The sequence below is a fragment of the Mesorhizobium sp. M1D.F.Ca.ET.043.01.1.1 genome, assembly GCF_003952385.1.
Taxonomy (GTDB): domain Bacteria; phylum Pseudomonadota; class Alphaproteobacteria; order Rhizobiales; family Rhizobiaceae; genus Mesorhizobium.
Genome location: NZ_CP034444.1, coordinates 4185576 through 4209478, shown reverse-complemented (window position 1 = coordinate 4209478; position 23903 = coordinate 4185576). Strand labels below are relative to the sequence as shown.

Annotated in this window: 24 protein-coding genes and 1 tRNA gene; 7 read left to right on the top strand and 18 right to left on the bottom strand. The window is 65.4% G+C overall.

Annotated elements, in window-relative coordinates; translation table 11 throughout:
- Nucleotides 1-145 precede the first annotated feature (145 nt).
- A complete protein-coding gene (locus EJ067_RS20370) occupies nucleotides 146-1642 on the bottom strand; it encodes a CoA-acylating methylmalonate-semialdehyde dehydrogenase (RefSeq protein ID WP_126087064.1) in 1497 nt (498 codons plus the stop codon).
- A gap of 197 nt (nucleotides 1643-1839) precedes the next feature.
- Between EJ067_RS20370 and EJ067_RS20365 the strand changes: the two genes are divergently transcribed.
- Nucleotides 1840-2721 carry a LysR family transcriptional regulator gene (locus tag EJ067_RS20365; protein ID WP_126087063.1) on the top strand — a complete coding sequence of 294 codons (882 nt, stop codon included), beginning with the start codon at nucleotides 1840-1842 and terminating at the stop codon, nucleotides 2719-2721.
- 8 nt (nucleotides 2722-2729) lie between these two features.
- Here the strand turns inward: EJ067_RS20365 and EJ067_RS35700 are convergent, their stop codons facing one another.
- Nucleotides 2730-2864, bottom strand: coding sequence for a hypothetical protein (locus EJ067_RS35700; RefSeq protein WP_281058926.1), 135 nt, complete (start codon nucleotides 2862-2864; stop codon nucleotides 2730-2732).
- Between EJ067_RS35700 and EJ067_RS20360 the strand changes: the two genes are divergently transcribed.
- A complete protein-coding gene (locus EJ067_RS20360; RefSeq protein WP_348639547.1) occupies nucleotides 2844-3326 on the top strand; it encodes a phosphatidylserine/phosphatidylglycerophosphate/cardiolipin synthase family protein in 483 nt (160 codons plus the stop codon). The genes EJ067_RS35700 and EJ067_RS20360 overlap by 21 nt on opposite strands.
- Nucleotides 3327-3328: 2 nt before the next feature.
- Here EJ067_RS20360 and EJ067_RS20355 read toward each other — a convergent pair whose 3' ends face one another.
- The 8 genes from EJ067_RS20355 to rsfS all read right to left on the bottom strand — a co-directional run bounded on the left by EJ067_RS20355 (nucleotide 3329) and on the right by rsfS (nucleotide 11565).
- Nucleotides 3329-4588: a D-amino acid dehydrogenase gene (locus EJ067_RS20355; RefSeq protein WP_126087062.1), complete on the bottom strand. Its 1260-nt coding sequence runs from the start codon at nucleotides 4586-4588 to the stop codon at nucleotides 3329-3331.
- 93 nt (nucleotides 4589-4681) lie between these two features.
- A complete protein-coding gene (alr, locus tag EJ067_RS20350; RefSeq protein WP_126087061.1) occupies nucleotides 4682-5827 on the bottom strand; it encodes an alanine racemase in 1146 nt (381 codons plus the stop codon).
- 72 nt (nucleotides 5828-5899) lie between these two features.
- On the bottom strand, nucleotides 5900-6418 hold the full coding sequence (locus EJ067_RS20345) for an RNA pyrophosphohydrolase (RefSeq protein ID WP_126087060.1): 519 nt from the start codon (nucleotides 6416-6418) through the stop codon (nucleotides 5900-5902).
- Nucleotides 6419-6450: 32 nt separating this feature from the next.
- Nucleotides 6451-7650, bottom strand: a complete 1200-nt coding sequence (locus EJ067_RS20340; protein ID WP_126087059.1) for a divergent polysaccharide deacetylase family protein — start codon at nucleotides 7648-7650, stop codon at nucleotides 6451-6453.
- Between the two features lie 176 nt (nucleotides 7651-7826).
- A complete protein-coding gene (locus EJ067_RS20335; RefSeq protein ID WP_189510041.1) occupies nucleotides 7827-9158 on the bottom strand; it encodes a S41 family peptidase in 1332 nt (443 codons plus the stop codon).
- Between the two features lies 1 nt (nucleotide 9159).
- Nucleotides 9160-10494 (bottom strand): murein hydrolase activator EnvC, encoded by a 1335-nt coding sequence (locus EJ067_RS20330; RefSeq protein WP_126087058.1) that lies wholly within the window; start codon nucleotides 10492-10494, stop codon nucleotides 9160-9162.
- Between the two features lie 149 nt (nucleotides 10495-10643).
- Nucleotides 10644-11126, bottom strand: a complete 483-nt coding sequence (rlmH, locus tag EJ067_RS20325; RefSeq protein ID WP_126087057.1) for a 23S rRNA (pseudouridine(1915)-N(3))-methyltransferase RlmH — start codon at nucleotides 11124-11126, stop codon at nucleotides 10644-10646.
- Between the two features lie 61 nt (nucleotides 11127-11187).
- Nucleotides 11188-11565: a ribosome silencing factor gene (rsfS, locus tag EJ067_RS20320; protein ID WP_126087056.1), complete on the bottom strand. Its 378-nt coding sequence runs from the start codon at nucleotides 11563-11565 to the stop codon at nucleotides 11188-11190.
- Nucleotides 11566-11807: 242 nt separating this feature from the next.
- Between rsfS and EJ067_RS20315 the strand changes: the two genes are divergently transcribed.
- On the top strand, nucleotides 11808-12659 hold the full coding sequence (locus EJ067_RS20315; protein WP_126087055.1) for a mechanosensitive ion channel domain-containing protein: 852 nt from the start codon (nucleotides 11808-11810) through the stop codon (nucleotides 12657-12659).
- Between the two features lie 4 nt (nucleotides 12660-12663).
- On the opposite strand, the gene EJ067_RS20310 is transcribed toward EJ067_RS20315, so the two are convergent.
- Nucleotides 12664-13944: an MFS transporter gene (locus EJ067_RS20310; protein ID WP_126087054.1), complete on the bottom strand. Its 1281-nt coding sequence runs from the start codon at nucleotides 13942-13944 to the stop codon at nucleotides 12664-12666.
- 139 nt (nucleotides 13945-14083) lie between these two features.
- Here EJ067_RS20310 and EJ067_RS20305 point away from each other — a divergent pair, with 139 nt between their 5' ends.
- Nucleotides 14084-15037 carry an IS5 family transposase gene (locus EJ067_RS20305; RefSeq protein ID WP_126085982.1) on the top strand — a complete coding sequence of 318 codons (954 nt, stop codon included), beginning with the start codon at nucleotides 14084-14086 and terminating at the stop codon, nucleotides 15035-15037.
- A gap of 101 nt (nucleotides 15038-15138) precedes the next feature.
- A protein-coding gene (locus EJ067_RS20300) for an IS630 family transposase (protein ID WP_126086483.1) occupies nucleotides 15139-16087 on the top strand; the annotation gives its coding sequence in 2 pieces (ribosomal slippage) (nucleotides 15139-15474 and nucleotides 15476-16087; 948 coding nt in all).
- A 269-nt stretch (nucleotides 16088-16356) separates the two neighbouring features.
- Here the strand turns inward: EJ067_RS20300 and EJ067_RS20295 are convergent.
- The 4 genes from EJ067_RS20295 to obgE form a co-directional block, all read right to left on the bottom strand.
- Nucleotides 16357-16944, bottom strand: a complete 588-nt coding sequence (locus EJ067_RS20295) for a nicotinate-nucleotide adenylyltransferase (RefSeq protein WP_126089670.1) — start codon at nucleotides 16942-16944, stop codon at nucleotides 16357-16359.
- A gap of 74 nt (nucleotides 16945-17018) precedes the next feature.
- Nucleotides 17019-18305: a glutamate-5-semialdehyde dehydrogenase gene (locus EJ067_RS20290; RefSeq protein WP_126087053.1), complete on the bottom strand. Its 1287-nt coding sequence runs from the start codon at nucleotides 18303-18305 to the stop codon at nucleotides 17019-17021.
- A 76-nt stretch (nucleotides 18306-18381) separates the two neighbouring features.
- Nucleotides 18382-19521, bottom strand: a complete 1140-nt coding sequence (proB, locus tag EJ067_RS20285) for a glutamate 5-kinase (protein ID WP_126087052.1) — start codon at nucleotides 19519-19521, stop codon at nucleotides 18382-18384.
- A gap of 5 nt (nucleotides 19522-19526) precedes the next feature.
- Complete coding sequence (gene obgE, locus EJ067_RS20280) at nucleotides 19527-20555, bottom strand: GTPase ObgE (protein WP_126087051.1); 1029 nt, start codon at nucleotides 20553-20555, stop codon at nucleotides 19527-19529.
- A 204-nt stretch (nucleotides 20556-20759) separates the two neighbouring features.
- Here obgE and EJ067_RS20275 point away from each other — a divergent pair, with 204 nt between their 5' ends.
- Nucleotides 20760-21623, top strand: a complete 864-nt coding sequence (locus tag EJ067_RS20275; RefSeq protein WP_126087050.1) for an endonuclease/exonuclease/phosphatase family protein — start codon at nucleotides 20760-20762, stop codon at nucleotides 21621-21623.
- On the opposite strand, the gene EJ067_RS20270 is transcribed toward EJ067_RS20275, so the two are convergent.
- The 3 genes from EJ067_RS20270 to EJ067_RS20260 form a co-directional block, all read right to left on the bottom strand.
- Entirely contained in the window at nucleotides 21620-22207 is a 588-nt protein-coding gene (locus EJ067_RS20270) for a GNAT family protein (RefSeq protein WP_126087049.1), read from the bottom strand. The two genes, EJ067_RS20275 and EJ067_RS20270, sit on opposite strands and share 4 nt — an antisense overlap.
- A gap of 124 nt (nucleotides 22208-22331) precedes the next feature.
- Entirely contained in the window at nucleotides 22332-22601 is a 270-nt protein-coding gene (gene rpmA, locus EJ067_RS20265; protein WP_059189273.1) for a 50S ribosomal protein L27, read from the bottom strand.
- Between the two features lie 100 nt (nucleotides 22602-22701).
- Entirely contained in the window at nucleotides 22702-23400 is a 699-nt protein-coding gene (locus EJ067_RS20260) for a 50S ribosomal protein L21 (protein WP_126087048.1), read from the bottom strand.
- Between the two features lie 327 nt (nucleotides 23401-23727).
- Between EJ067_RS20260 and EJ067_RS20255 the strand changes: the two genes are divergently transcribed.
- Nucleotides 23728-23817, top strand: a tRNA-Ser gene (locus EJ067_RS20255).
- The last annotated feature ends 86 nt before the right edge of the window (nucleotides 23818-23903 follow it).

Sequence of the window (23903 nt, the reverse complement as noted above, 5' to 3'; positions counted from 1 at the left end):
CGCGGCTCGCGCCGCGCTCCCTCAGTGCTAGCTCTCAGATCGTCTCCGGTCAGTTCATCGTCGGGATGACGAATTCGGCGCCATCCTTGATGCCTGCCGCGCGCCGCAGCCGCAGGCGGGGACGCGCAACCGAGAAACCGTCCGGTCAGTTCATCGTCGGGATGACGAATTCGGCGCCATCCTTGATGCCGGACGGCCAGCGCGAAGTGACCGTCTTGGTCTTGGTATAGAAGCGGAACGCGTCCGGGCCGTGCTGGTTGAGATCGCCGAAGGACGACGCCTTCCAGCCGCCGAAGGTGTAGTAGGCGATCGGCACCGGGATCGGCACGTTGACGCCGACCATGCCGACCTGGACGCGCGAGGCGAAGTCGCGCGCGGCGTCGCCGTCGCGGGTGAAGATGGCGACGCCATTGCCCATCTCATGGTCGTTGGCGAGCTTGATCGCATCCTCGTAGCGCGGCGCGCGCACCACCGACAGCACCGGCCCGAAGATCTCTTCCTTGTAGATGCGCATGTCGGCCGTCACGTTGTCGAACAGGCAGCCGCCCATATAGTAGCCGTTCTCGTAGCCCTGCATCTTGAAGCCGCGGCCGTCGACGACCAGCTTGGCGCCTTCCTGGACGCCGATGTCGACATAGCCCTTGACGCGCTCCAGTGCCTGCGCCGTCACCAGCGGGCCGAAATCGGCCGAGGAGTCGGTCGAGGGACCGACCTTCAGGCTCTCGACGCGCGGCACCAGCTTTTCCATCAGCCGGTTGGCGGTGTCGTTGCCGACCGGGACCGCCACCGAGATCGCCATGCAGCGCTCGCCGGCCGAGCCGTAGCCGGCGCCGATCAGCGCATCGACCGTCTGGTCCATGTCGGCATCGGGCATGATGATCATGTGGTTCTTGGCGCCGCCGAAGCACTGAACGCGCTTACCCGAGGCGGTGCCGCGCGAGTAGATGTAGTGGGCGATCGGCGTCGAGCCGACAAAGCCGATTGCCTTGATGTCCGGATCGTCGAGGATGGCGTCGACCACCTCCTTGTCGCCGTTGACGACGTTCAGCACGCCTTCCGGCAGGCCGGCCTCGATAAACAGCTCCGCGATGCGGATCGGCACGCCCGGGTCCCGCTCCGACGGTTTCAGGATGAAAGCGTTGCCGCAGGCGATCGCCGGCGCGATCTTCCACAGCGGGATCATCGCCGGGAAGTTGAACGGCGTGATGCCGGCGACGACGCCGAGCGGCTGGCGCATCGAGTAGACGTCGATGCCGGGGCCGGCGCCGTCGGTGAACTCGCCCTTCATCATGTGCGGCGCCCCGATGCAGACCTCGACGACCTCGAGGCCGCGCTGGATGTCGCCGCGCGCGTCCGCGAGCGTCTTGCCGTGCTCGCGCGCCAGGATATCGGCCAGCTCTTCATAGTCGCGCTGGACCAGCTCAAGAAACTTCATCAGCACGCGCACGCGGCGCTGTGGGTTGGTGGCCGCCCACTTGGGCTGCGCTGCCTTGGCGTTTTCGACGGCGGCGCGCAGTTCGGCCTGCGAAGCCAGCGCCACCGTACCGCGCACGGAGCCGTCCATCGGCTGCATCACGTCCTGCTTGCGCCCGCTGGTGCCGGCGACACGCTTGCCGCCGATGAAATGACCGTACTCGATCATGGTTTCTCTCCCTGTTTTGGTGATGGCGCATTGTCCGCCTTTGCGACGGCGAAGGCAACGCGAGCGGAATCGCAACCGTTGTGCGGAAAATAGACAACGGCCATTGACTGCGCATCAATTGCCGCAAATGATGGATTGCTGAAAGGGCCGACGCTTGCGTTCCTTCGCACACCCCTCTGTTCTGCCGGACCACCCCCATGAACTGGGATGACGTGCGCATCTTTCTCGCCGTGGCGCGCGCCGGCCAGATCCTCGGCGCGGCGAAACGCCTGGAGCTCAACCACGCCACCGTCTCGCGCCGCATCGCGGCGCTCGAGGACGCGCTGCGCACAAAACTCTTCCGCCGCCTGACCACCGGCAGCGAGCTGACGCCCGCCGGCGAGCGTTTCCTCGACATCGCCGAGCGCATGGAAGGCGACATGATCGCCGCGCGCTCGACCGTCGCCGGCGAGGGCGACGATGTGTCGGGCACGGTGCGTATCGGCGCGCCCGACGGATTTGGCGTCGCCTTCCTCGCCAAGCGGCTCGGCGAATTGACCGCGCTTCACCGCGAGCTCACCATCCAGCTGGTGCCGGTGCCGCGCTCCTTCTCGCTGTCGCGGCGCGAGGCCGATATCGCCATCACCGTCGAGCGACCGACCGAGGGACGATTGGTGGCGGGCAAGCTGGTCGACTATACGCTCGGGCTGTTCGCTTCCCGCGCCTATGTCGAGGCGAACGGGTTGCCGAAGACGGCGGCCGATCTCGGCCGGCATACGCTGATCGGCTACGTGCCGGATCTCATCGTCAGCCCCTCGCTCGACTATGCCGCCGAGTTCAGCCCGGACTGGCGCTCGAGCTTCGCCATCTCCTCGGCGCTCGGCCAGGCGGAAGCCGTGCGTTCCGGCGCCGGCATCGGCATCCTGCACACCTTCGTAGCCCGCTCGATGCCGGAGCTGGTGCCGGTCGACATCGTGGCGCCGATCCGCCGCGCCTATTGGCTGGTCTATCACGAATCGGTGCGGCCGCTGCGCCGCGTCCAGCTCGTCGCCAATTTCATCACCAAGGCAGTGGAGCGGGAAAAGGGGCTGTTCGTGTAGATCCACCTTCAAGGCGGATCCAGCACGAATGAGCTCACCACCTTCTCGGCGTCATCGGCGAGCGGCGCCCACATCCGGGCGGCTTCGTCGGCGGCCACGCGCTCGAAAGCTACTTCGTCGAGCTGATCGACACGGCCGAGCACCGGATCGAGATCGTCAATCCCTATCTCAACCTAACGCCCAGCCTCGCCCGAGCGTTCGACCGGGCGCTGGCCCGCGGGGTCACGATCGCCGTCGTCGGCCGCATCGACCTCAAGGGCGACATCGGCGGCCGCTTCCTCACCGCGCTCAACAAGCTGTTCGTCGAGAGATACGGCGACCGCATCGACATCCGCGAGTTCAAGGCGCCCGACGTGGTGCTGCATTCGAAGATCATGATGATCGATCAGCGCCTGGTGACCATCTCCTCGGTCAACCTCAACAACCGCAGCTTCTTCCACGACTCGGAGAATGGCATGGTGGTGCTCGACCCGGCGTTCTACCGCCGCATGAAGCCGATCTATGACGACTATCTCGCCCATTCGCAGCCGGTCGCCACCAATGTCACGATCGGCTGGGCCTACCGGCTGCTGTTCAGCGACGCCTGGGTCAGGCAGGCGTTCTGAGATTAAGCCCTGAGGTACCGTTCCGGGCTGAGGTCGAGGGCGTTGATCTCCGGAACCCGGCTGGACATGATGTCGGCAAGCACCCGGGCCGAGCCGCATGCCATGGTCCAGCCCAGCGTGCCGTGGCCGGTGTTGAGATAGAGGTTGGACAGCTCGCTCTGGCCGATCAGCGGCGGCCCATCCGGCGTCATCGGCCTGAGGCCGCACCAGAAACTCGCCGCCTTGAGGTCGCCGCCGCCCGGAAACAGGTCGCCGACCGAATGCTCGAGCGTGCGGCGGCGCGATTCATGCAGGCGGAGGTCGAAGCCCGAAATCTCCGCCGTGCCGCCGACGCGGATGCGGTCGCCAAGCCTGGTGATCGCCACCTTGTAGGTCTCGTCCATGATCGTCGAAACCGGCGCTGCCGCCGCATCCGTGATCGGCACGGTGATCGAATAGCCCTTGACCGGATAGACCGGGATCGGCCGCTTCATCTTGCGCATGAAGGGTGCCGAATAGCTGCCCAGCGCCATCACATAGGCGTCCGCCGTCCGCCAGCCCTTGTCGGTGCCGACCTGGACGACACGGTTGCGGTTCCTGACGACGCGCCGGATGGTCGTGCCGTATTCGAACGCGACGCCGCGCGCCACGCAAAGCTCGGCCAGCCTGTCGGTGAACATCTTGCAGTCGCCGGTCTCGTCGCCGGGCAATCTCAGCCCGCCGACAAATTTTTCCCGCACGCCGGCCAGCGCCGGCTCGGCCGCGATACAGCCATCCCGGTCGAGGAGCTCATAGGGAACGCCGTATTTCTTCAGCACCTCGACATCGCCGCCGGTGCCGTCGAGCTGTTTCTGCTTGCGGAAGAGCTGCAGCGTGCCCTTTGACCGCTCGTCATAGGTGATGCCGGCTGCCGCGCGCAGCGCCTTCAGCGTGTCGCGGCTGTATTCGGCCAGAGGCACCATGCGCGACTTGTTCAGCGCATAGCGCTCGGCGGTGCAGTTGCGCAGCATCTTCAAGAGCCACGTCCACATATGCGGATCGAAGGCCGGCCGCACCACCAGCGGGCCGTATTTCATCAAGAGCCATTTGACGGCTTTCACCGGGATGCCGGGCCCGGCCCATGGCGAGGCATAGCCGGGGGACACTTCGCCGGCATTGGCGAAGCTGGTTTCCAGCGCGGGCCCCTGCTGCCGGTCGATAACCGTGACTTCATGGCCGGCCTCGGCAAGGAAATAGGCGGTGGTGATTCCGATCACGCCGCCGCCCAGCACCAGGACTGTCATTCAATGCTCCCTCAAAGCCGATCGCGGCACAGCCGCGTCCCGGTCGTTCAATCTGTCTGCCGGATTTTGCAGCGTCCGCCAAGGGGTTGCCGGTCATCCGCCGATGTAGCGGCGGTGAAAACGCGCGCCCAGGCTGGTCAGCACCTCGTAGCCGATGGTGCCGGCATGCGCGGCCGCGTCGTCGACGCTTTGCGACGGGCCGATGAGCTCGACGAGGTCGCCCTCGCCCGGTGTGCCGGCTGGAAGCGCCGAGATGTCGAGGATGATCGAATCCATCGACACCCGCCCGACGAAGGGCAGCCGCGCGCCCTCGAACCAGGCGGCCGAAGCGGCGCGCCGGTGCCAGCCGTCGGCATAGCCGAGCGAGATCGTCGCCAGCCGGAGCGGTCCGCGCGCATGATGGGTGTGGCCGTAGCCGATGCCGGCGCCGTCTCCGACACTGCGCGTCTGCGCCACCTTCGCCTGCAGCCGCACCACCGGCAGCATCGGGTTGGCCTCGCCCGGCGTCGGGTTGACGCCGTAAAGCGCCGCACCGGGACGAGCGAGATCGTAGTGATAAGCTGGCCCGAGAAAGATGCCGGACGAATTGGCGAGCGAAGCCCGCGCCGCGGGCAGCATTTTGCGCAACCGCTCGAAGGCCAGCCGCTGCGCTTCATTCGCGGGATTGCGCGGCTCGTCGGCGCAGGCAAGATGGCTCATCACGAAGCGGATATCGATGCCGTCGAACGCATCCGTCGCGAGCGCCTCGACGTCGGCCGGCGGCATGCCGAGACGCGACATGCCGCTGTCGACCTGGACCGCGGCCGACAGCTTTCGGCCGGCTGCCCGCGCCGCCTCGCGCCACGCCTTCAGCTGAGCGGTGCTGTTGATGACGGGATGAAGTCCGGCAGCAAGAGCTTCCGGTTCGGAGCCCGGCGGCAGGCCGTTGAGGACAAAGATGTCATGTCCTGGCCCAAGGGCCTTGCGCAGCGCGATGCCCTCGCCGAGCAGAGCGACGAAAAAGATGTCGCAACCGTCCTTGATCAGCGCCGAGGCCACCTGCGCGGCGCCGAGGCCATAGCCGTCGGCCTTGAGCACGCCGGCGCAGCGCACACCCGCCAGCCGCGCCTTCAGCCGCCGGTAGTTCTCGCGGATGGCGCCGAGATCGATGGTCAGGATCGCGCCGGCCGCCGCTTCGCTGACCGTCGAACCGCCGGCGCCGTCTGGAGCCGGGAAACCGCGTCCGGTGTCGTCATTCATGGCGACCCCCTCATTGCATCAAGGCAAATCATTAGGACGCCGGTGCCAGCGCGGCAACCGCGGCCTCGACTTCTAGCGGACCAGATGCCGGAACGCCGCCACCACCTGCTCGTAGACCTGGCGCTTGAACGGCACGATGAGGTCGGGCAGTTCCTGCATCGGCCGCCATGCCCATCGGTCGAATTCGGCCGTGTGGCCGCCCGGCGGCGGATTGATCTCGATCTCGCTCTCGTCGCCCTCGAAGCGGTAGGCGAACCACTTTTGCGTCTGGCCGCGATAGCGACCCTTGAAGGCGACGCCGACCAGATGCGGTGGCAGGTCGTAGTTGATCCAGTGCGGCGCCTCGGCGAGCAGCGACACGCTGCGCATGCCGGTTTCCTCGTAAAGCTCGCGCCCGGCGGCCGTCAGCGGTTCCTCGCCCTTGTCGATGCCGCCCTGCGGCATCTGCCAGAGTTTCGTCGTGCCGGAAAACTCGCTGTCCGGCTCGGCGATGCGATGCCCGACCCAGACCAGCCCGGCGCGGTTGAGGATCATCAGCCCGACGCAGGGACGATAAGGCAGTGTCTCGGGATCGATCAATTTCTTGGACATTTCCGGATTCCGGTATCGGCGGGAAGCCGTGACTAGCCTTTTTGGGGATCTATGGCGACAGCCGAGATGGGCACAATCTCAATGCCGCGCTTCTTCGCTTCCGCCACCCAGGACGCGACCGTGTCGACGGTGATATCGAAAGCCGAGCCGATGCCGACGGCGGTGCCTTTGGCCCGTGCCGTCGCTTCCAGGCTGTCCAGCTTCTTGAGGATCTCACCGCGGTCCTGCACCGCGTCGATCGCCATGTCGCCGGCCACGAACGGCACCCCGTCCTTCAGCGCGAGGTCGGGCGCCAGGCTCCGCGCGGACGAGCCGTCGTCGACATAGGCAAGCCCTCGCTTGCCGAGTTCGGCCATGAACGACGCCATCGCGTTGGCATCCGCCGAAAAGCGCGCGCCCATGTAATTCATGACGCCGGTATAGTTGGTCGTCCTGGACAGCGCCCAGTGCAGGCTCTTCAGGTTCTCCTCCGGGCTCGCCGAGACCGTCAGCGTGTTGCGGCCCGGATTGACGTTCGGATAGTCGAACGGCTCGAGCGGTACCTGCATGACGATCTCGTGGCCGCCCTGCCGCGCCGCCTTCATCCAGCGGTCGATGCTGTTGCCTTGCGGCGCGAAAGCCAGCGTCACCTCGGCCGGCAATTTGGCGATCGCCGCCTGCGTGCCGGTCTGCGAGACGGCGAGCCCGCCGATGACGATCGCCACGCGCGCGCCGCGCGCGCCGGACCACGGCCGCGCGTAGACGTCGAACGGCCGCCTGCCGTCGGCGGAGCGGACCGGCAGCGGACCGCTGTCGCCGGCCTCGATCAGCGCCCTGTCCGGGATATGCGCGACCTTCAGGTTCTGCCCGAGTGCCGAAGGATCGCGGATCACGATACCCGCCTTGGGCGGGCCGTCGCCTTCTTCGGTCTGGACATGGATGATCTGCGGGCCGCCGCTCTTCATCGGTGTGCTCGCATTGGGGCTCGCCGTCGCCACCTCGGCCGGTGCCGGCGTTGCCGCCGGTGCCGGCGCTGGGGTTGGCGCCACGGTCACCTTCGGCGTCGAAACGGCCACCCCTTCCGGCTTGCGGAAAGGCTTTTCCCGCAACGCGATCGCACCGGAAATGCCGACCACGGCAAGGACGGCAACCGCCGCGCCAAGCGCGCCGGCGCTGATGCCGCGCGCGGCAGGGCGCTGAAGCCGGATCGTCTGTCCGAGCGGGCGTTCGATGTCCTTGTCGATGTCAGCCAAGCCGCATCCCCAAGCCCGTGACGCTGCTGATCGCATTGTCAGCGCTCACGAGCGAATTCAACCCTCGGCGCCCCGGCGCGCCCATCCCCGGATCAAACTGCCGGAACCTCGCGGTCCCGGCAGCATTGCATCGCTTCGCTCGGTCGGCCAGAGCGATATGCTCCGGCCATCCGCCTTTACTGGTTCAGCACAGCCTTGTCCGGGTTCGGCGGGAAGGCCGGATCGGTCTTTTGGCCGCGCAGCAGCTGTTCGGCATAGATCAGCTGCAGGTCGTCCTTCGGCTCCGGCGGCACATAGGCGGCCGAGCCCGAGCCGGTCGAGCTCTCGTCGGCGCCCTTGATATGGCCCTTGAGGTCGGATTCGCCACGGGTCAGGTCTCTGCCCTGCAGGTCCGGCGGCAGCGGCTGGTCGACCTTGATGTCGGGTGTGATGCCCTTGCCCTGGATCGACTTGCCCGACGGCGTGTAATAGAGCGCCGTGGTGAGCCTGAGCGCGCCATTCTCGCCGAGCGGGATGATGGTCTGCACCGAGCCCTTGCCGAAGGACTGCGTGCCGACCACGGTGGCGCGGCGCAGATCCTGCAGCGCGCCGGCGACGATCTCGGACGCGCTCGCCGAGCCGCCATTGACCAGCACGATCAGGGGCTTGCCGCCGATGTCGTCGCTCTGCTTCGGCTTGGCGTCGAAACGGGTGACGTCCTTCGGGTCGCGGCCGCGGGTCGAAACGATCTCGCCGCGCTTCAGGAAGGCGTCCGACACGCTCACCGCCTGGTCGAGCAGGCCGCCCGGGTTGAGGCGCAGATCGAGCACATAGCCCTTCAGCTTGTCGTTCGGCACCTGCTTCTTGATGTTCTCGATGGCGTTCTCGAGATCGTCATAGGTCTTTTCGGTGAAGGAGGTGATCTTCATGTAACCGACGTCGTTCTCGACCCGGTACTTCACCGCCTTGACCTTGATGATGTCGCGCACGACCGTCAGCTCGATCGGCTTGTCGGCGCCCTGGCGCAGGATGGTGAGCTTGATCGGCGTGTTGACCGGGCCGCGCATCTTCTCGACGGCGTCGTTGAGGGTGAGGCCGCGCACCTCCTCGCCGTCGATCTTGGCGATGTAGTCGCCGGCAAGCACGCCCGCCTTGGCGGCCGGCGTGTCATCGATCGGCGTGATCACCTTGACGAGGTCGTTTTCCATGGTGACCTCGATGCCGAGGCCGCCGAACTCGCCCTTGGTCTGCACGCGCATGTCCTGCGCCTGTTCGGCATTCATGTAGGAGGAGTGCGGGTCGAGCGAGGCGAGCATGCCGTTGATGGCGTTCTCGACCAGCGACTTGTCGTCCGGCGGCGTCACATACTGCGCGCGCACGCGCTCGAAGATGTCGCCGAAGATCGCCAGTTGCTTGTAGGTCTCGGAACCCGCAGCGTTCGCCGCCGAGCCGGGTGCGCCGTAGACCAGGCTCATTGCCGATGCGCCCATCAGCGCGCCGGCAAACAGAAGCGACAATTTCCGCATCATTTCACGTCCTTCCAGAAAATCGGTCCGCCCACCAGGGGGCAGGATCGACGGGTTTTCCATCCTTGCGGAACTCCACATAGAGCTCCGGCGTGGCATTTCCATTCTGCGAGGCCGAGGTGCTTGCCACCCGGGCCTCTCCCATCGCGCCAACCGGCTCTCCTGCGAGCACCGACTGTCCGGTCGCGACGCTGATTCTGCTCATCCCAGCCAGGACGACATGATACCCATCGCCGGCATTGAGGATCAAGAGTTGACCATAGGAACGAAACGGCCCCGCATAAAGCACATTTCCATCCGCCGGCGCGGTGACGATGGCCCCCGATTGTGTCGCAACCATGTCGCCCTGCATCATCGCGCCGTTGCCGTCGTCGGTCCCGAAGCGCCGTTTGATCTTGCCGATGACCGGCAGCGCGACCTGGCCCTGCAGCGCCGCGAACGGGGCGGAAGCGGTCAAACGATTGCCCTCCGGCACCGGCGGCGCGGCGGGTTCCGTCGTCGATGCCGTCGTATCGCCATCAGCCGATTTCCGATCGGCCGCCCTGGCCTGATCGGCCGCCTTGCGTACCTTGTCGGCCTCGAGCGAGGCGATGAGGTCCTTGAGGCTGCTGGCCTTGGCCGCCAGTTGCTGCGAGCGCTGCTGCTCGGCGGTCAGCGCCGCCTCGGTATCGGCCTGCAGCTTCTGCTTGGCTTCGAGCAGCATGGTCAGCCGCTTCTTTTCCGCCGTCTGCTCGGTGACGGCAGCGGTGAGCCGTCCCCGCTCGGCCTCGATCGAGGCCGTCACCCGGGTCTGTTCCTTGAGATCGGCCATCAGCCTGTCGGTCTGCTGGCGCAATTCCGGCACCACGGCGCCGAGCAGGATGGCGCTGCGCACCGACGACAGCGCATCCTCCGGCTTGACCAGGATCGCCGGCGGCGGGTTGAGCCCCATGCGCTGCAGGGCGCCCAGCACCTCGGCCAGCACGTCGCGCCGTGCCACCAGCGAGGCGTGCAGCTTCTCTTCCTCAGCCTTCAGCCCCTCCAGCTTGGCGCCGATATCCTCGATGTCCTGGCCGAGCTTCTGCTCGGTCATGGCCGACTGGATCAGCGCCGCGCTGATCGAGGCATGGTCCTTCTTGACCGTCGCGACGTCGGCGGAGAGCTTGGCCAGCCGCTCGGAGGACAGGGTGATTTCCTTGGAGACCTGCTCGTATTCGGCCCGGCTCCGGTCGGGGTCCGGCGCGACATCGAGCGTGTTTTCCGCCGCCATGGCCGGCCCGAGCGCAATCAGCGCGGCGACAAGTGTCAAGCCGCAGCGGCTGCGCCAGGCGCGCGTTCTCGAATTCCAGCCTTCAGACATCAGGCCTCGACTCTATCCGCCGCTTCGTTAACGAACCATCAACCATGTTGGAAGCACCCGCATCAACCGTGATGTCGGGTCATTGAGGCGGAAATCCGTGCAGGCCGAGGTGATCCCCAGCTTTCGGGGCCCATATCGCAAACCATGACTCAAGAGCGATGATAGGGATGCCCGGACAAGATGGTGGCGATCCGATAGAGCTGCTCGCCGAGCATGACGCGCACCAGCTGGTGCGGCCAGGTCAGCGCCCCGAAAGACAGCATCAGATCGGCCTCGTCGCGCAAGGATCTGTCATGCCCGTCGGCGCCGCCGATCGCGACGACCAGCGCCTTGCGGCCGCTGTCGCGCAACTGGCCGATGCGCGCGGCGAGATCCTCTGAGGAGAGCGCCTTGCCGCGTTCGTCGAGCAGGATGAGCACCGTGCCTTGCTGCAACTGGGCCTGCAGCTTCTGGCCCTCCTCGCGGCGGCGCTCGTCGGCGCTCTGGCCGCGGCTCTCGGGGATCTCGACGATGCCGGCAAATTCCAGCCCGACCGCAGGCCCGCTCTTGGCGAAGCGCTCGAAATAGCGGTCGGCGAGTTCTCTCTCGGGGCCGGTCTTCATTCGGCCCACGGCATGAACGGTGATCTTCATCCTCGCCTCGGCGAGCACCCTATCGGCGCCGGACCGGAACGGTCACGGCATGCGATGTGGCTCAGTGCAAGGTCTCTTCCTCGAGGTCCGGCGCCTGCCACATCTTTTCGAGATTGTAGAATTCGCGGACTTCGGGACGGAAGACGTGGACGATGATGTCGCCCGAATCGATCAGGACCCAGTCGGCGCTGGCCAGCCCCTCGACGCGCGCCATGCCGAGACCGGCATCCTTGAGCGCCTTGAGGAGATGATCGGCGACAGCCGAGACATGACGGTGCGATCGGCCCGAGGCGATGACCATGTAGTCGCCGAGGCTCGATTTACCCTGGATGTCGATTGAGACGATGTTTTCGGCCTTGGAGTCTTCCAGACTGGCAAGGACTGTCGTGATGGCGAGGGACGCAGCATCGTTTCCGCTGATCCCGGCCGGCGAAGGCACGATATCGGCCTTCTTCCGCAGTGCTGTTCTCAGTGTGTTTCCTTTCCCAACAAGAACAACCAAATCACCCGCCAAATCAGGTGACACCACTTAGATAGGCAGAGTTCCATTGCAGTTTCAAGACGGGGCGCCCTGCCGGGGCCAACGCGCCCCTCTTCGGCAGGTTCCGCAGCGCCCGAAAAAAGTCGGAACCCTTTGCGCCTGGCACGGGTTATCGGCTCAACGATCAAAGGGGACTTATCATGCCGACAGACCCGCAAGAGGCACTTCTCGTTGTTCAGGCCGGGCTTGCGCAGCTCTCCACGCTCATCGTTTCCTATTCCTTCTCGGCGATCGGCGCCGTCATCCTTCTGGTTGTCGGCTATTTCGTCGCCGGCCTTGCCGAGCGCTCGATCTTCGCCGGCCTCGGCCACATCCACGGCTTCGACGCCACCTTGCGTCATTTCTTCTCGAAGATCGTCCGCTACGCCATCCTGATCCTTGTCGTCATCATGGTGCTCGGCCAGTTCGGCGTGCAGACCGCTTCCATCATTGCCGCCATCGGCGCCGTTGGCCTGGCCATCGGACTGGCGCTGCAGGGCACGCTGCAGAACATTGCCGCCGGCATCATGCTCTTGGCGCTGCGGCCTTTCCGTATCGGCGAATCCATCGAGGTCGGCTCGATTGCCGGCACGGTCGAGGAGATCGGCCTGTTCGCGACCAAGCTGCGCACCGTCGAAGGCGTCTACATCCTGGCGCCCAACTCGACACTGTGGAACCAGCCGGTGCGCAACTTCACCCGCAACGGTGTCAGGCGCACCGACATCAGCTTGAGCATCGGCTCGTGGAACGACATCGACCGCGGGCAGAAGACGCTGCTTGCCATCGCCGGCACCGAGAAGCGCATCCGGCGCGAACCGGCGCCGATCGCCTTCGTGGCGGGCCTGGGCGAAACCACGGTTTCGCTGACGCTGCGCTACTGGACGTCGGCGGCCGATTACTTCGCCACCCAGATCGACATGACCAAGCGCGCCAAGCAGGCCTTCGACAATGAGGGCATTTCGATCCCCTTGCCGCCGCCCGAGGCGCCGGCCGCGGAGGCTCGCAAGCAATAACCTTTCAGTTCCTGGTCGCCGGCTCGTCCGGCGCGAAGGCGAGCTCCACCGGCAGAGGCGTCTGCGCCGACATCGGCGCGAAGCTGCCGGTGGCGGCCGCGGGTGTCGGCCGCGCCGCAAACACGCGCCAAAGCACGAACAGGCAGAAAGCCGAAGCGATGAAGATGCCGACATAGATGAAGGTCGCGGTGCCGAAGACGGCCGAAAGCGCCGTCACGATGCCGGGCACGATGAAGCCGGACAGCGACCAGGCAAAAAGCAGCGAGCTCGAGAGCGCCAGCATCTCGTCCTTCCTGGAGCGGTCGGCGGCGTGGGCGCTGGAAAGCGAATAGATCGATTCCGACGCGCCGTCCCAGATCAGATAGATCACCACCAGCGCCATCAGCGCGCCGCCGTCGAAGGCGATGGCGAGCAGGCTCGCCACCACCGCCAGCGCCGCCGCGCCCGCCAGCACGTAGCGCCGGTCGGTGCGGTCCGAAAGCCAGCCGAGCGGGATCTGCAGCATCAGCGTGCCGACCGGCATCGCCGACAAAAGCAGCGCCACATCCGCCTGGCTGTAGCCCTTGGCGGTGGCGTGGATCGGCGCGAAACCGGAAATTATCATCGACAGGCCGCCGACGGCGAGCATGCCGACGACGCCGACCGGCGAGATCTTCCAGGCTTGCCCGAGCGCCACCGAAGCCGCCTGCGGCGCGGGCGGCTGGGCAAGCCGCGTCATGCCCACCGGCAGGATGGACAGCGCGGTGAAGGCGATGCCGATCAGCGGCGCCGCCGCCGTCTGAATGTCGATCGCGGCAAGCGTCGCATAGCCGACGCCCAATCCGCCGATATAGGCGACGTAGAACACCGCCATGACCCGGCCGCGTATGGCGTTCGGCAAGGCATCGTTGAGCCAGCTCTGCGCAACGATGAACAACCCGCAAATGGCAAAGCCGTAGAGCGCCCGCGCCGCGATCCACAGCAACGGGATCGGTCCGGCGCCGATCGCCACGTTGGAGAGCGCGATCAGCGCCGAAAGCACCATGAACGCGCGAGCATGGCCAACGCGCCGGACCAGAGGTCCGGTCAGGATGCAGCCGGCGAGTCCGCCGGCCGAAAGTCCGGTGACGATCAGCCCGGCCCATGTCGGATCGAAGCCGTCGGCGCCGAGCCGCACCGGAATGAAGGCGAACATCAGCCCGTTGCCGATCGCGATCAGCGCCATCGACACGATGACGCTGGCAATGGCGATCAGCGGCGCCGATTGCGCGCCCGGATCGGTGGTGGTGCGGCTCTTCTCCAGCATGCTGGCTCCAGCTTGGCTGATCGGCGAATGAAAGGCCGCTGTAAAAGCGACATGGCGCGCCTTCTCCTTCTCCCCTTGTGGGCCTGTTGCATAATTGGCTGGTTGTGATTCTCTGAGTTGGAACTCGGAGGGAATCGCGATGGCGGTGAAGCGGACGGGTCAGTTGAGCCTGGCGGAAGCATTTCTGGGCCAGAAGCTTGCTGGTGGATCCTCGCCGCTCGATCGGCTGTCCGGTCTGGTGAAGTGGTATCGCTTCGAGAAGCTGCTCAACCCGCTACGCGATGGCGGCCCGGGACGTGCGGCTTGGCCTCCGCTGGTTCTGTTCAAAGCACTGCTGCTGCAATCGCTCTATGGGCTATCGGATCGCGAACTCGAGGAAGCGCTGGGTGACCGGCTGTCGTTCCGGCGCTTTGTCGGGCTTGGCCTTGAGGAGAGCATTCCCGATCACACAGTGCTGTCGCGCTTCCGCAACCTGCTTGTCGGCGAAGGGCTGATGGAAAGGCTGTTTGGCGAACTGGACCGGCAGGTGGAGAAGGCCGGCGTGATCCTGAAGCGCGGCACGATGCTGGATGCGACGCTGATCGATGCGGTCTCGGCGCCGCCGACAGCCGAGCGGCCCTCGAAGGATGCCGATGCCCGTCCCGTGCGGCGGGGCAAGGGCGGCTTTACCTTCGGCTACAAGGCCCATGTTGGGGTCGACGAGGGCTCTGGTCTGATCCGCACGGTGATCACCACGCCGGCCAACGTCAACGACACGGTAGTGGCCGATCACTTGATCCGAGGCGACGAGAAGACGGTGTGGGCGGATGCCGCCTATGACACGCATGCCCGGCGTGCTCGGCTCAAGGCCGAGGGCAGGAAGCCGCGCATTGCCCGCCGCCCCAATAAGCACCATTCGCTGCCCGAGCGGCTCAAGCGCTACAATCGCCTGATCGCACGACGGCGGGCGGCGGTGGAGACGACCTTCGCCACGCTCAAGAACCGCATGAAACTGACCACAATCCGCTATGTCGGACTGGCCAAGGCCGCAGCCCAGGTGACACTTGCCGCGATCGCTTTCAACATGCGCCGATGGGCGGCAATCACAGGATAGGTGCGCCTAGAGCGGTTCAGCTTTTGACAGAATCGAAGAGGGATTCCGGAGAGGCTGATTTTGTGATTCAAGATGCTGGCTGGATCGGAGGCCAGCATCGGATGACGCGACCTCTTTCGAATGATCTTCGTGAGCGTGTTGTTGTGGCGATCGCGGCTGGTGAGAGCTGCCGCACGGTTGCGGCTCGTTTTGGCATAGCGGTGTCGTCGGCGGTGAAGTGGTCGCAGCGCTATCGAGCGAGTGGGTCGGTCGCGCCCGGCAAGATGGGCGGCCATCGCAAGCGGGTTCTGGAGCCGCACCGGGCCTTCATCGTGGAGAGGATCAATCAGACGCCGCATCTGTCGCTGCATCGGCTAAAGGACGAACTTGCGGCGCGCGGTGTGAAGGTATCGCACGATACGGTGTGGCAGTTCCTGCGGCGCGAGGGTTTGCGGTTCAAAAAAAACTCTGTTGGCCCTTGAGCAAGCCCGCGCTGACATCGCGCGACGGCGACAACGCTGGCGTTCCTGGCAGTCCGGTCTCGACCCACGGCAGTTGGTCTTCATCGACGAAACCTGGATCAAGACCAACATGGCGCCGCTGCGCGGTTGGGGGCCGAAGGGCAAACGCCTGCGCGGCTTGGCTCCATACGGCCACTGGCGCACGCTGACCTTCCTCGGCGCGCTGCGCTGCGACCGGCTGACTGCACCTTGCGTCTTCGACGGGCCGATCAACGGCCAGTGTTTCCGCGCCTATGTCGAGCAGCAGCTCGTGCCAGTGCTTGAGCCGGGCGACATCGTCGTCATGGACAATCTCGGCTCCCACAAGTCGGCAGCCATCCGGCAGATGATCCGCGCCGCAGGCGCCAGGCTCTGGTACCTGCCGCCATACTCGCCAGATCTCAACCCGATCGAGCAGGCCTTCGCCAAGATCAAGCACTGGATGCGAACTGCCCAGAAGCGAACCATCGACGACACCTGGCGACACATCGGACACCTCGTCGCCACCATAGAACCCGACGAATGCTCAAACTACTTCAACAACGCCGGATACGCTTCCGTCAAAACCTGAAACGCTCTAGCATCCAGCCTAAGGCCGCCCGCCACCATCAAACTCCACCCCAAAAGCCAAAAATGAGCGAGACCTCACGGGCCAAACCGCCTCGAGGGTCTGTTCGCGCTAACTGCGCAACAGGCCCCTTGTGGGAGAAGGTGGATCGGCGCGATAGCGCCGAGACGGATGAGGGGTGTTCCAGCGGAGTGAGACGTCGGCTTTCCCTGGAGCACCCCTCATCCGGCCGCTTCGCGGCCACCTTCTCCCACAAGGGGAGAAGGAAGGCGCTAGCCCTTCCCCGCGTTGCGGATCGCTGTGGAGGAGAGCGACGAGCGCGGGCCGTGGATGAAGGTCCATGCCGGCGCCCGCATGCGGGCAAGCAGCGGCGCATCGCCCTCGTCGATGCGGGCATAGTCGAAGGTCTTGGCGACGACCGACGACAGGAAGGAGAGCGTGGCGCCCGGCCGGTCGATGACCGCGATCGGGAAGGTCAGCACGATCTCGCGCCAGCGCTGCCAGCGATGGAAATCGCGCAAGCTGTCCGCGCCCATGATCCAGACGAAGTCGACGCCCGGGTTGCGCGCCTTGACCAGGGCCAGCGTGTCGGCGGTATAGCGGACATGCTGCGCCGCCTCGAAGGCGGTGACCTTGATCCTCGGGTTCCTGGCGACCTTTTCGGACTGCACTATGCGCTCGGCGAGCGGCGCCAGTTCGCGCGCGCTTTTCAGCGGATTGCCGGGCGTCACGATCCACCACAGCTGGTCAAGCGCCAGGCGCCGGAGCGCAATCTCGGCCACCAGCGCATGACCGGCATGCGGCGGGTTGAAGGAACCGCCGAACAGGCCGACGGTCAGCCCCCTGCCGGCATGCGGCATGCGGAGGTAGGGGGCGGGAACGGGCTGTTCAAGCTGGGAAAGCATGAAGCTTCAGGCCCTTGGGGCAAACAGCTTCAAGGCCTCACCTGCCCCGACCCGCGCACGCGGTATTTGAACGAGGTCAGCTGTTCGACGCCGACCGGTCCGCGGGCATGCATCTTGCCGGTGGCGATGCCGATCTCGGCGCCCATGCCGAACTCGCCGCCATCGGCGAACTGCGTCGAGGCGTTGTGCAGCAGGATCGCCGAGTCGATCTCGTTGAAGAATTTTTCGACCGCGCGCGCTTCCTCGGCAACGATCGCCTCGGTGTGGTGCGACGAGAAGGTCTCGATATGCTCGATCGCGCCGGCGACGCCGTCGACCAGCTTCACCGCGATGATGGCGTCGAGATACTCCGTCACCCAGTCGGCATCGGTCGCCGCGCTGGCATCCGAGAAAGCTTTCATCACCTCGGCGTCGGCATGGATCTCGCAGCCGGCGGCGCGCAGCGCCTCGAGGATCGGCACCAGATGCGTGGAGGCAACCGCGCGGTCGACCAGCAGCGTCTCGGCCGCGCCGCACACGCCGGTGCGCCGCATCTTGGCGTTGACGACGATCCTCACCGCCATGTCGAGCTTGGCCGAGCGGTCGACATAGAGATGGCAGATGCCTTCGAGGTGGGCGAACACCGGCACGCGCGCCTCGCTCTGCACGCGCCCGACCAGGCTTTTGCCGCCGCGCGGGATGATGACATCGAGATTGCCGTCGAGACCTTTGAGCATCTCGCCGACCGCGGCGCGGTCGGTGGTCGGCACCAGCTGGATGGCATCCTCGGGCAGGCCGGCGGCCTTCAGCCCTTCGACCATGCAGGCATGGATAGCCGACGACGAATTGAGCGAATCCGAGCCGCCGCGCAGGATCACCGGATTTCCCGCCTTCAGGCAGAGCGCGCCGGCATCGGCCGTCACGTTCGGCCGGCTTTCATAGATGACGCCGATGACGCCGAGCGGCGTGCGCACGCGCTCGATATGCAGCCCGTTCGGCCGGTCCCACTCGGCAATCACGTCGCCGACGGGATCCTTGAGCGCTGCGATCTCGCGGGTGCCCTCGGCCATTGCCTTGATGCGCGACGGTGTCAGTTTCAACCGGTCCATGAAGGAACCGGAAAGGCCGGATTCGTCGCCATTCGAGACGTCGATTGCGTTGGCGTCGAGGATCGCCTGCTCGTTGCGAAGAATGGCTTCGGCCATGGCGACAAGCGCGGCGTTCTTGGCGGCGGTGGTGGCAATGGCCAACGGTCGGGCGGCGGCGCGGGCGCGGCGGCCGATATCGGCCATCAGCGCCACCGTGTCTTCCCCGGATTTTTCATGCTGCTTCAGCATGGTTCATCCTCCGCTCTCTCTTCGTTTTTTCGCAATTCCGGACGGAAAACCGCGTCACACTTTTCCTGGAATTGCTCTAGTCGTCGGCCAATACGTGGTCGCCGGCGACGCTTACCACAAGGTCGTCGCGATGGATCATCGCCGAGCGCGCCTCGTAGCCGAGCACAGTTTCGATCTCGGCCGTCTTCAGACCCGCGATCCTTACGGCATCGGCGGCATCATAGGCAACCAGCCCGCGCGCGATCTCGCGGCCCTCGGGCGACAGGATCGCCACCGTGTCGCCGCGGGAAAAATTGCCGCTGACCAGCTTCACACCCGCAGGCAGCAGCGACTTGCCCGACTTCAGCGCGCCGACGGCGCCAGCATCGACGGTGAGACGGCCGGCTGGCTCGAGCTGGCCGGCGATCCAGGTCTTGTAACCCTTCACCGGGTTGGCGCTCGGACGGAAGAAAGTCGCGCGTTCGCCGCGCTCGATCGCCATCAGCGGCGAAAGCCTGGTGCCGGCGGTGATGATCATGGCGGTGCCGGCGGCGTTGGCGATCTTGCCGGCATCGAGCTTCGTGCGCATGCCGCCGCGCGACAATTCGGACGCAGCCGCACCCGCCATCGCCTCGATGTCGGGCGTGATGCGGTCGACCACCGGGATGAATTTCGCTTTCGGATCCTTCGCCGGCGGGGCCGTGTAAAGGCCATCGATGTCGGAGAGCAGCACCAGAAGATCGGCGCCCATCATGGTGGCGACGCGCGCGGCCAGGCGGTCATTGTCGCCATAGCGGATTTCGGAAGTGGCCACCGTGTCGTTCTCATTGATGACCGGCACCGCTTTCATCTTGAGCAAGGTCGAGATGGTGGCCCGCGCATTGAGATAGCGGCGGCGTTCCTCGGTATCGCCAAGCGTGAGCAGGATCTGGCCGGATTTCAGCCCGTCCTTGCCGAGCGCGTCCGACCAGGCGCCGGCGAGCGCGATCTGGCCGACAGCAGCCGCGGCCTGGCTCTCCTCGAGCTTCAGCGCACGCTTGCCAAGACCCAGGATGGTGCGGCCGAGCGCGATCGCGCCCGACGAGACGACCAGCACTTCCGCGCCGGCATGGGCCAGCATCGCGATGTCGTCGGCCAAAGAGGCCAACCAGTCGCGCTTCAACCCCGTCGCACGGTCGACGAGCAGCGCCGAGCCGATCTTGACGGTGATGCGCCGGTATTTTGTCAGCGATTTCATGGATTTTACCGCCAGCGCATGTCGACGGGAGGGGGAACCGCATCGCGCGCCTCGGCGACCACCGACATCAGCGCGCGCAGAACCGCCTCGACGCCTTCGCCGGTGACGGCCGACAGCAGCATCGGCGCGCGGCCGGCGGCGCGCTTCAGCGAGGCCGCCTTCTTCTTGCGGGCGTCCGCGTCGAGAATGTCGACTTGGCTGAGCGCGACGATCTCGGGCTTTTCGGCCAGCCCATGGCCATAGGCATCGAGCTCGGCCCGCACGACCTTATAGGCCTTGCCGGGATTTTCCTCCTGCGCCGAGACCAGGTGGAGCAGCACGCGCGTGCGTTCGACGTGGCCGAGGAAGCGGTCGCCGATGCCGACCCCCTCATGCGCGCCTTCGATCAGGCCGGGAATGTCGGCCAGCACGAATTCGCGGCCGTCGATGCGGGCGACGCCGAGGCCGGGATGGAGCGTGGTGAACGGATAGTCGGCGATCTTCGGCTTGGCCGCGGTGACGGCGGCCAAAAAGGTCGACTTGCCGGCATTGGGCATGCCGACAAGGCCGGCGTCGGCGATCAGCTTGAGTCTGAGCCAGATGCTCAGCTCCTCTCCGGGCAGGCCGGGATTGGCGCGGCGCGGCGCCTGGTTGGTCGAGGTCTTGAAATGCTGGTTGCCGAAGCCGCCATTGCCGCCCTTGGCGAGCAGGAAGCGCTGGCCGACCTCGGTCAGGTCGCAGATCAGCGTCTCATTGTCCTCGGCGAAGACCTGGGTGCCGGCCGGCACCTTGAGCGTGATGTCGGCGCCCTTGGCGCCGGTCATGTTGCGGCCCATGCCGTGCATGCCGGTCTTGGCCTTGAAATGCTGCTGGTAGCGGTAGTCGATCAGCGTGTTCAGCCCATCGACCGCCTCCACCCAGACATCGCCGCCGCGGCCGCCGTCGCCGCCGTCCGGGCCGCCGAACTCGATGAATTTCTCGCGGCGGAACGACACCGAACCGGCGCCGCCGTCGCCGGAACGGATGTAAACTTTGGCCTGATCGAGGAATTTCATCGGAATTTTTCAGGTTTCTGCTGATTGCCTTGCGCGATTGCTCTAAACCAAGGCGGGGTCAAGGGCGAGGCTGTTTTGTGACGAAAGCGCTGGTACATGCTTTTGCGCACGCCGGGAACACGCTAGCGCCGGCCGATTGCGAATGATCCCGCGCGACGATCGTTGCCGGTTTTCGCGGTTCTGCGTTGGTGTTGGAGTACCGGAATGCAGCTCGCCACCTACAACATCCAGTACGGCATCGGCCTCGACGGAAAATACGATGTCGGCCGCATCGCCGACGCCGTGCGCGGCGCCGATGTCATTGCCCTTCAGGAAGTGACCCGCAACAACCCGCGCAACGGCGACCACGACATGGTGGCCGAGATCGGCGAGGCGCTGCCGGACTATTTCATCGCCTTTGGCAGCAATTTCGAGGTCAATATCGGCTCGCGCCTGGATGCCGGCCGCGCCGTCACCAGGACCTTCCAGCTCGGCAACATGGTACTGTCGAAGACGCCCATTCATCTGTCGCGCAATCTCCTTCTGCCGCGCAGCCGCAGCCTGGAGCGGATGAATTTTCAGCGCGGCGCGCTCGAGGCCCTGATCGAGACACCGCTCGGTTTCATCCGCTTCTATTCCACCCATCTCGATCATCGCAGCCCCGTCGAGCGCCAAAGCCAGATCCGTTTCCTGCGCCAGCGTCTGCTGAATTACGCGCTGGAAGGCGGAGGCCTTTCCGGCATTCCCGAGATCGGCCTGCCGGACCTGCCCTACCCGGAAGCCTTCATCGTCATGGGCGACTTCAACATGCTGCCCGGATCGCCCGAATATGTCGAACTCGCCGGACGCCCGGACCATGAGTTCGGCATGCCGCTGACCGCCGATCTCGCCGTCGACGTCGCCCAGCGCCTCGACGTTGCCGACCTGGTCACCTGGGTCGATCCCGAGCGCCCCGAAGAAGCAAGCCGCCACAAATGCATCGACTATGTCTTCACCAGCGCGTCGCTCGCCGGCTCGCTGAAGCGCCTTTGGATCGACCGGCAGGCTCGCGGCTCGGATCACCTGCCGGTCTGGGTTGAGCTGGGCTAGAAATGCACCCAGTTGCGCAGGCTGGTCCAGGTCTTGCGATCCAGCCGGTAGCGCTCGACCGGCACCTGGCCGGCGACGATCGAGTTCAGCATGCCCTGGCCGGCATACTGGAAGCCGCATTTGTGGATGACGCGGCGCGAAGCCGGATTGATGACCCTGGTCGAGGCATGCAGCACCTGGATCGAGGTCTTCTGGAAGGCGAGGTCGACCAGCGCGTGCGCGGCTTCCGTCGCATAGCCGCGCTTCCAGTAAGGTTCGCCGATCCAGTAGCCGAGCTCCAGTCCGCGATCGGTGGTGTTCAATCCCGCGCAGCCGACGAAGGTGCCGGTGCCGGCAAGCGTCAGCGCATAGACGATGCCGGCGCGGCGCGACGAGGCCATGGCGAGGAAGGCTCTGGCCTCGGCTTCGCCATAGGGATGCGGCATGCGGGCCAGCATTTCGGCGACGTGGCGATTGTCGGCCAAGGCAACGAGTTGCTCGAGATCGCTCTCGCGCGGGGCGCGCATGACCAGACGCTCGGTGGCGAGCACCGGGCAATCGATCGCGTAACTTTCGTCTTCGGTGTCTTCCGCTTCGGCAACCATTTAGTCCTCCAGGGCATAAGAAAAATGAAAAGGAGAGATGGAAGCCCATCTCTCCTGATCCTTTTCCTGGCCTGGCCAGACACCGGTTCCCGAGATGGGCGCCGGTGTTATGGTGCGGAACCGGCTACTCCGCTGCTTTGGTGATCGGGTTTACCGAGACGTAGGTTCGGCCGTTGGCTTTTTTGTTGAAGGCGACTGCGCCGGCTTCGAGCGCAAAAAGGGTGTGGTCCGTGCCCATGCCAACGTTGGTGCCCGGATGCCATTGCGTGCCGCGCTGACGAATGATGATGTTGCCGGCGACGACGGCTTCGCCGCCGAACTTCTTCACGCCGAGACGCTTGGAGTGCGAATCGCGACCGTTGCGCGACGAACCGCCAGCTTTCTTGTGTGCCATCTAACTAACTCCGATGCGCCCGAGGGCGCTTGAATTGTCTTATGAACGCGTTCGCGTTCCGTTTCAAGTCCGCACCGGCGACGATTGTCGCCGGCCCGTCTTACTTCTTCTTCGCCAGTTCCTTGGCCTGCTCGCGCCAGTCCTTGATCTGGTCGGTGCTGAACGGCATGTGCTCGTCGATCTTGGCGACATCCTTGTCGGTGAGCTTGGCGAGCTGGGCGAAGGTGACGATGCCCTGTTCGGCGAGATCCTTCGCCGCGACCGGGCCGATGCCCTTGATCACGGTGAGGTCATCCGGCTCGCCCTTCGGCGCCTTGAACAGCGGCGCGGCGGCGGTTTCGGCCTTGACCTCTTCCTTCGCAGGAACTTCCGCCTTGGCTTCCTTCTTGGCCTTGGCCTCCTTCGGGGCGGCCTCCGCCTTCGCCTCGGCGGCGACTTCCACCTTGGCTTCCGGCTTGGCAGCGGCCTTCTTCGACGGCTTGGCGCCACCCAGCAGGATCTCGGAGATCTTGACGGTGGTCAGAAGCTGGCGGTGGCCGATCTTGCGGCGCGAATTCTGGCGGCGGCGCTTCTTGAAAGCGATGACGGTGCGGTTCTTGCCCTGCTCGACGACTTCCGCCGTGACCATGGCGCCATCGACGAACGGCGCGCCGAAGGTGACATTCTCGCCCTCGCCATGCGCGAGCACATTGCCGATCTCGACAATGTCGCCGACCTTGGCTTCGACTTTCTCGATCTTCAGGAGATCGTTGGCGGCGACGCGATACTGCTTGCCGCCCGTTTTGATGACTGCGAACATTTTTTGCCTTTCGCTGTTCGGTCGGCCTCGATGAACCGCCTCGAGCAGTTCGGCCGTCTTTTTGTCAGTCTGCGGGTTCAAAAAACAAGCGGCGCGGAGAAGCCCCCACGCCGAATGCGGGCTGTCCCTAACCGAAGGTTGCGCGGAAGTCAAGGCAAGCGGACCGCGCTGTTGGAGGAGGCCGCGGCCCGCGTTGCCGGCAAAGGTCGCGCTCGCCCCGCCGAGGCCTTTTCAAGAAGCGGGAAATCGGTCGAATAGGGCCTTGTAACTGCGGCGGTCAGCCGTTATCTAGTGCGCCGCGCCGGCAACGGCCGACCATGACCTCGCGGAGAGGTGGCAGAGTGGTCGAATGCACCGCACTCGAAATGCGGCATACTCGCAAGGGTATCGGGGGTTCGAATCCCTCCCTCTCCGCCATTTAGCTTCCATAATAATCGTTTCCTTTCAAAAGCTTCCTTGTTGCGCTTGACCAGCGCGAAGCGAAACTTATCTTAGACTGTGTA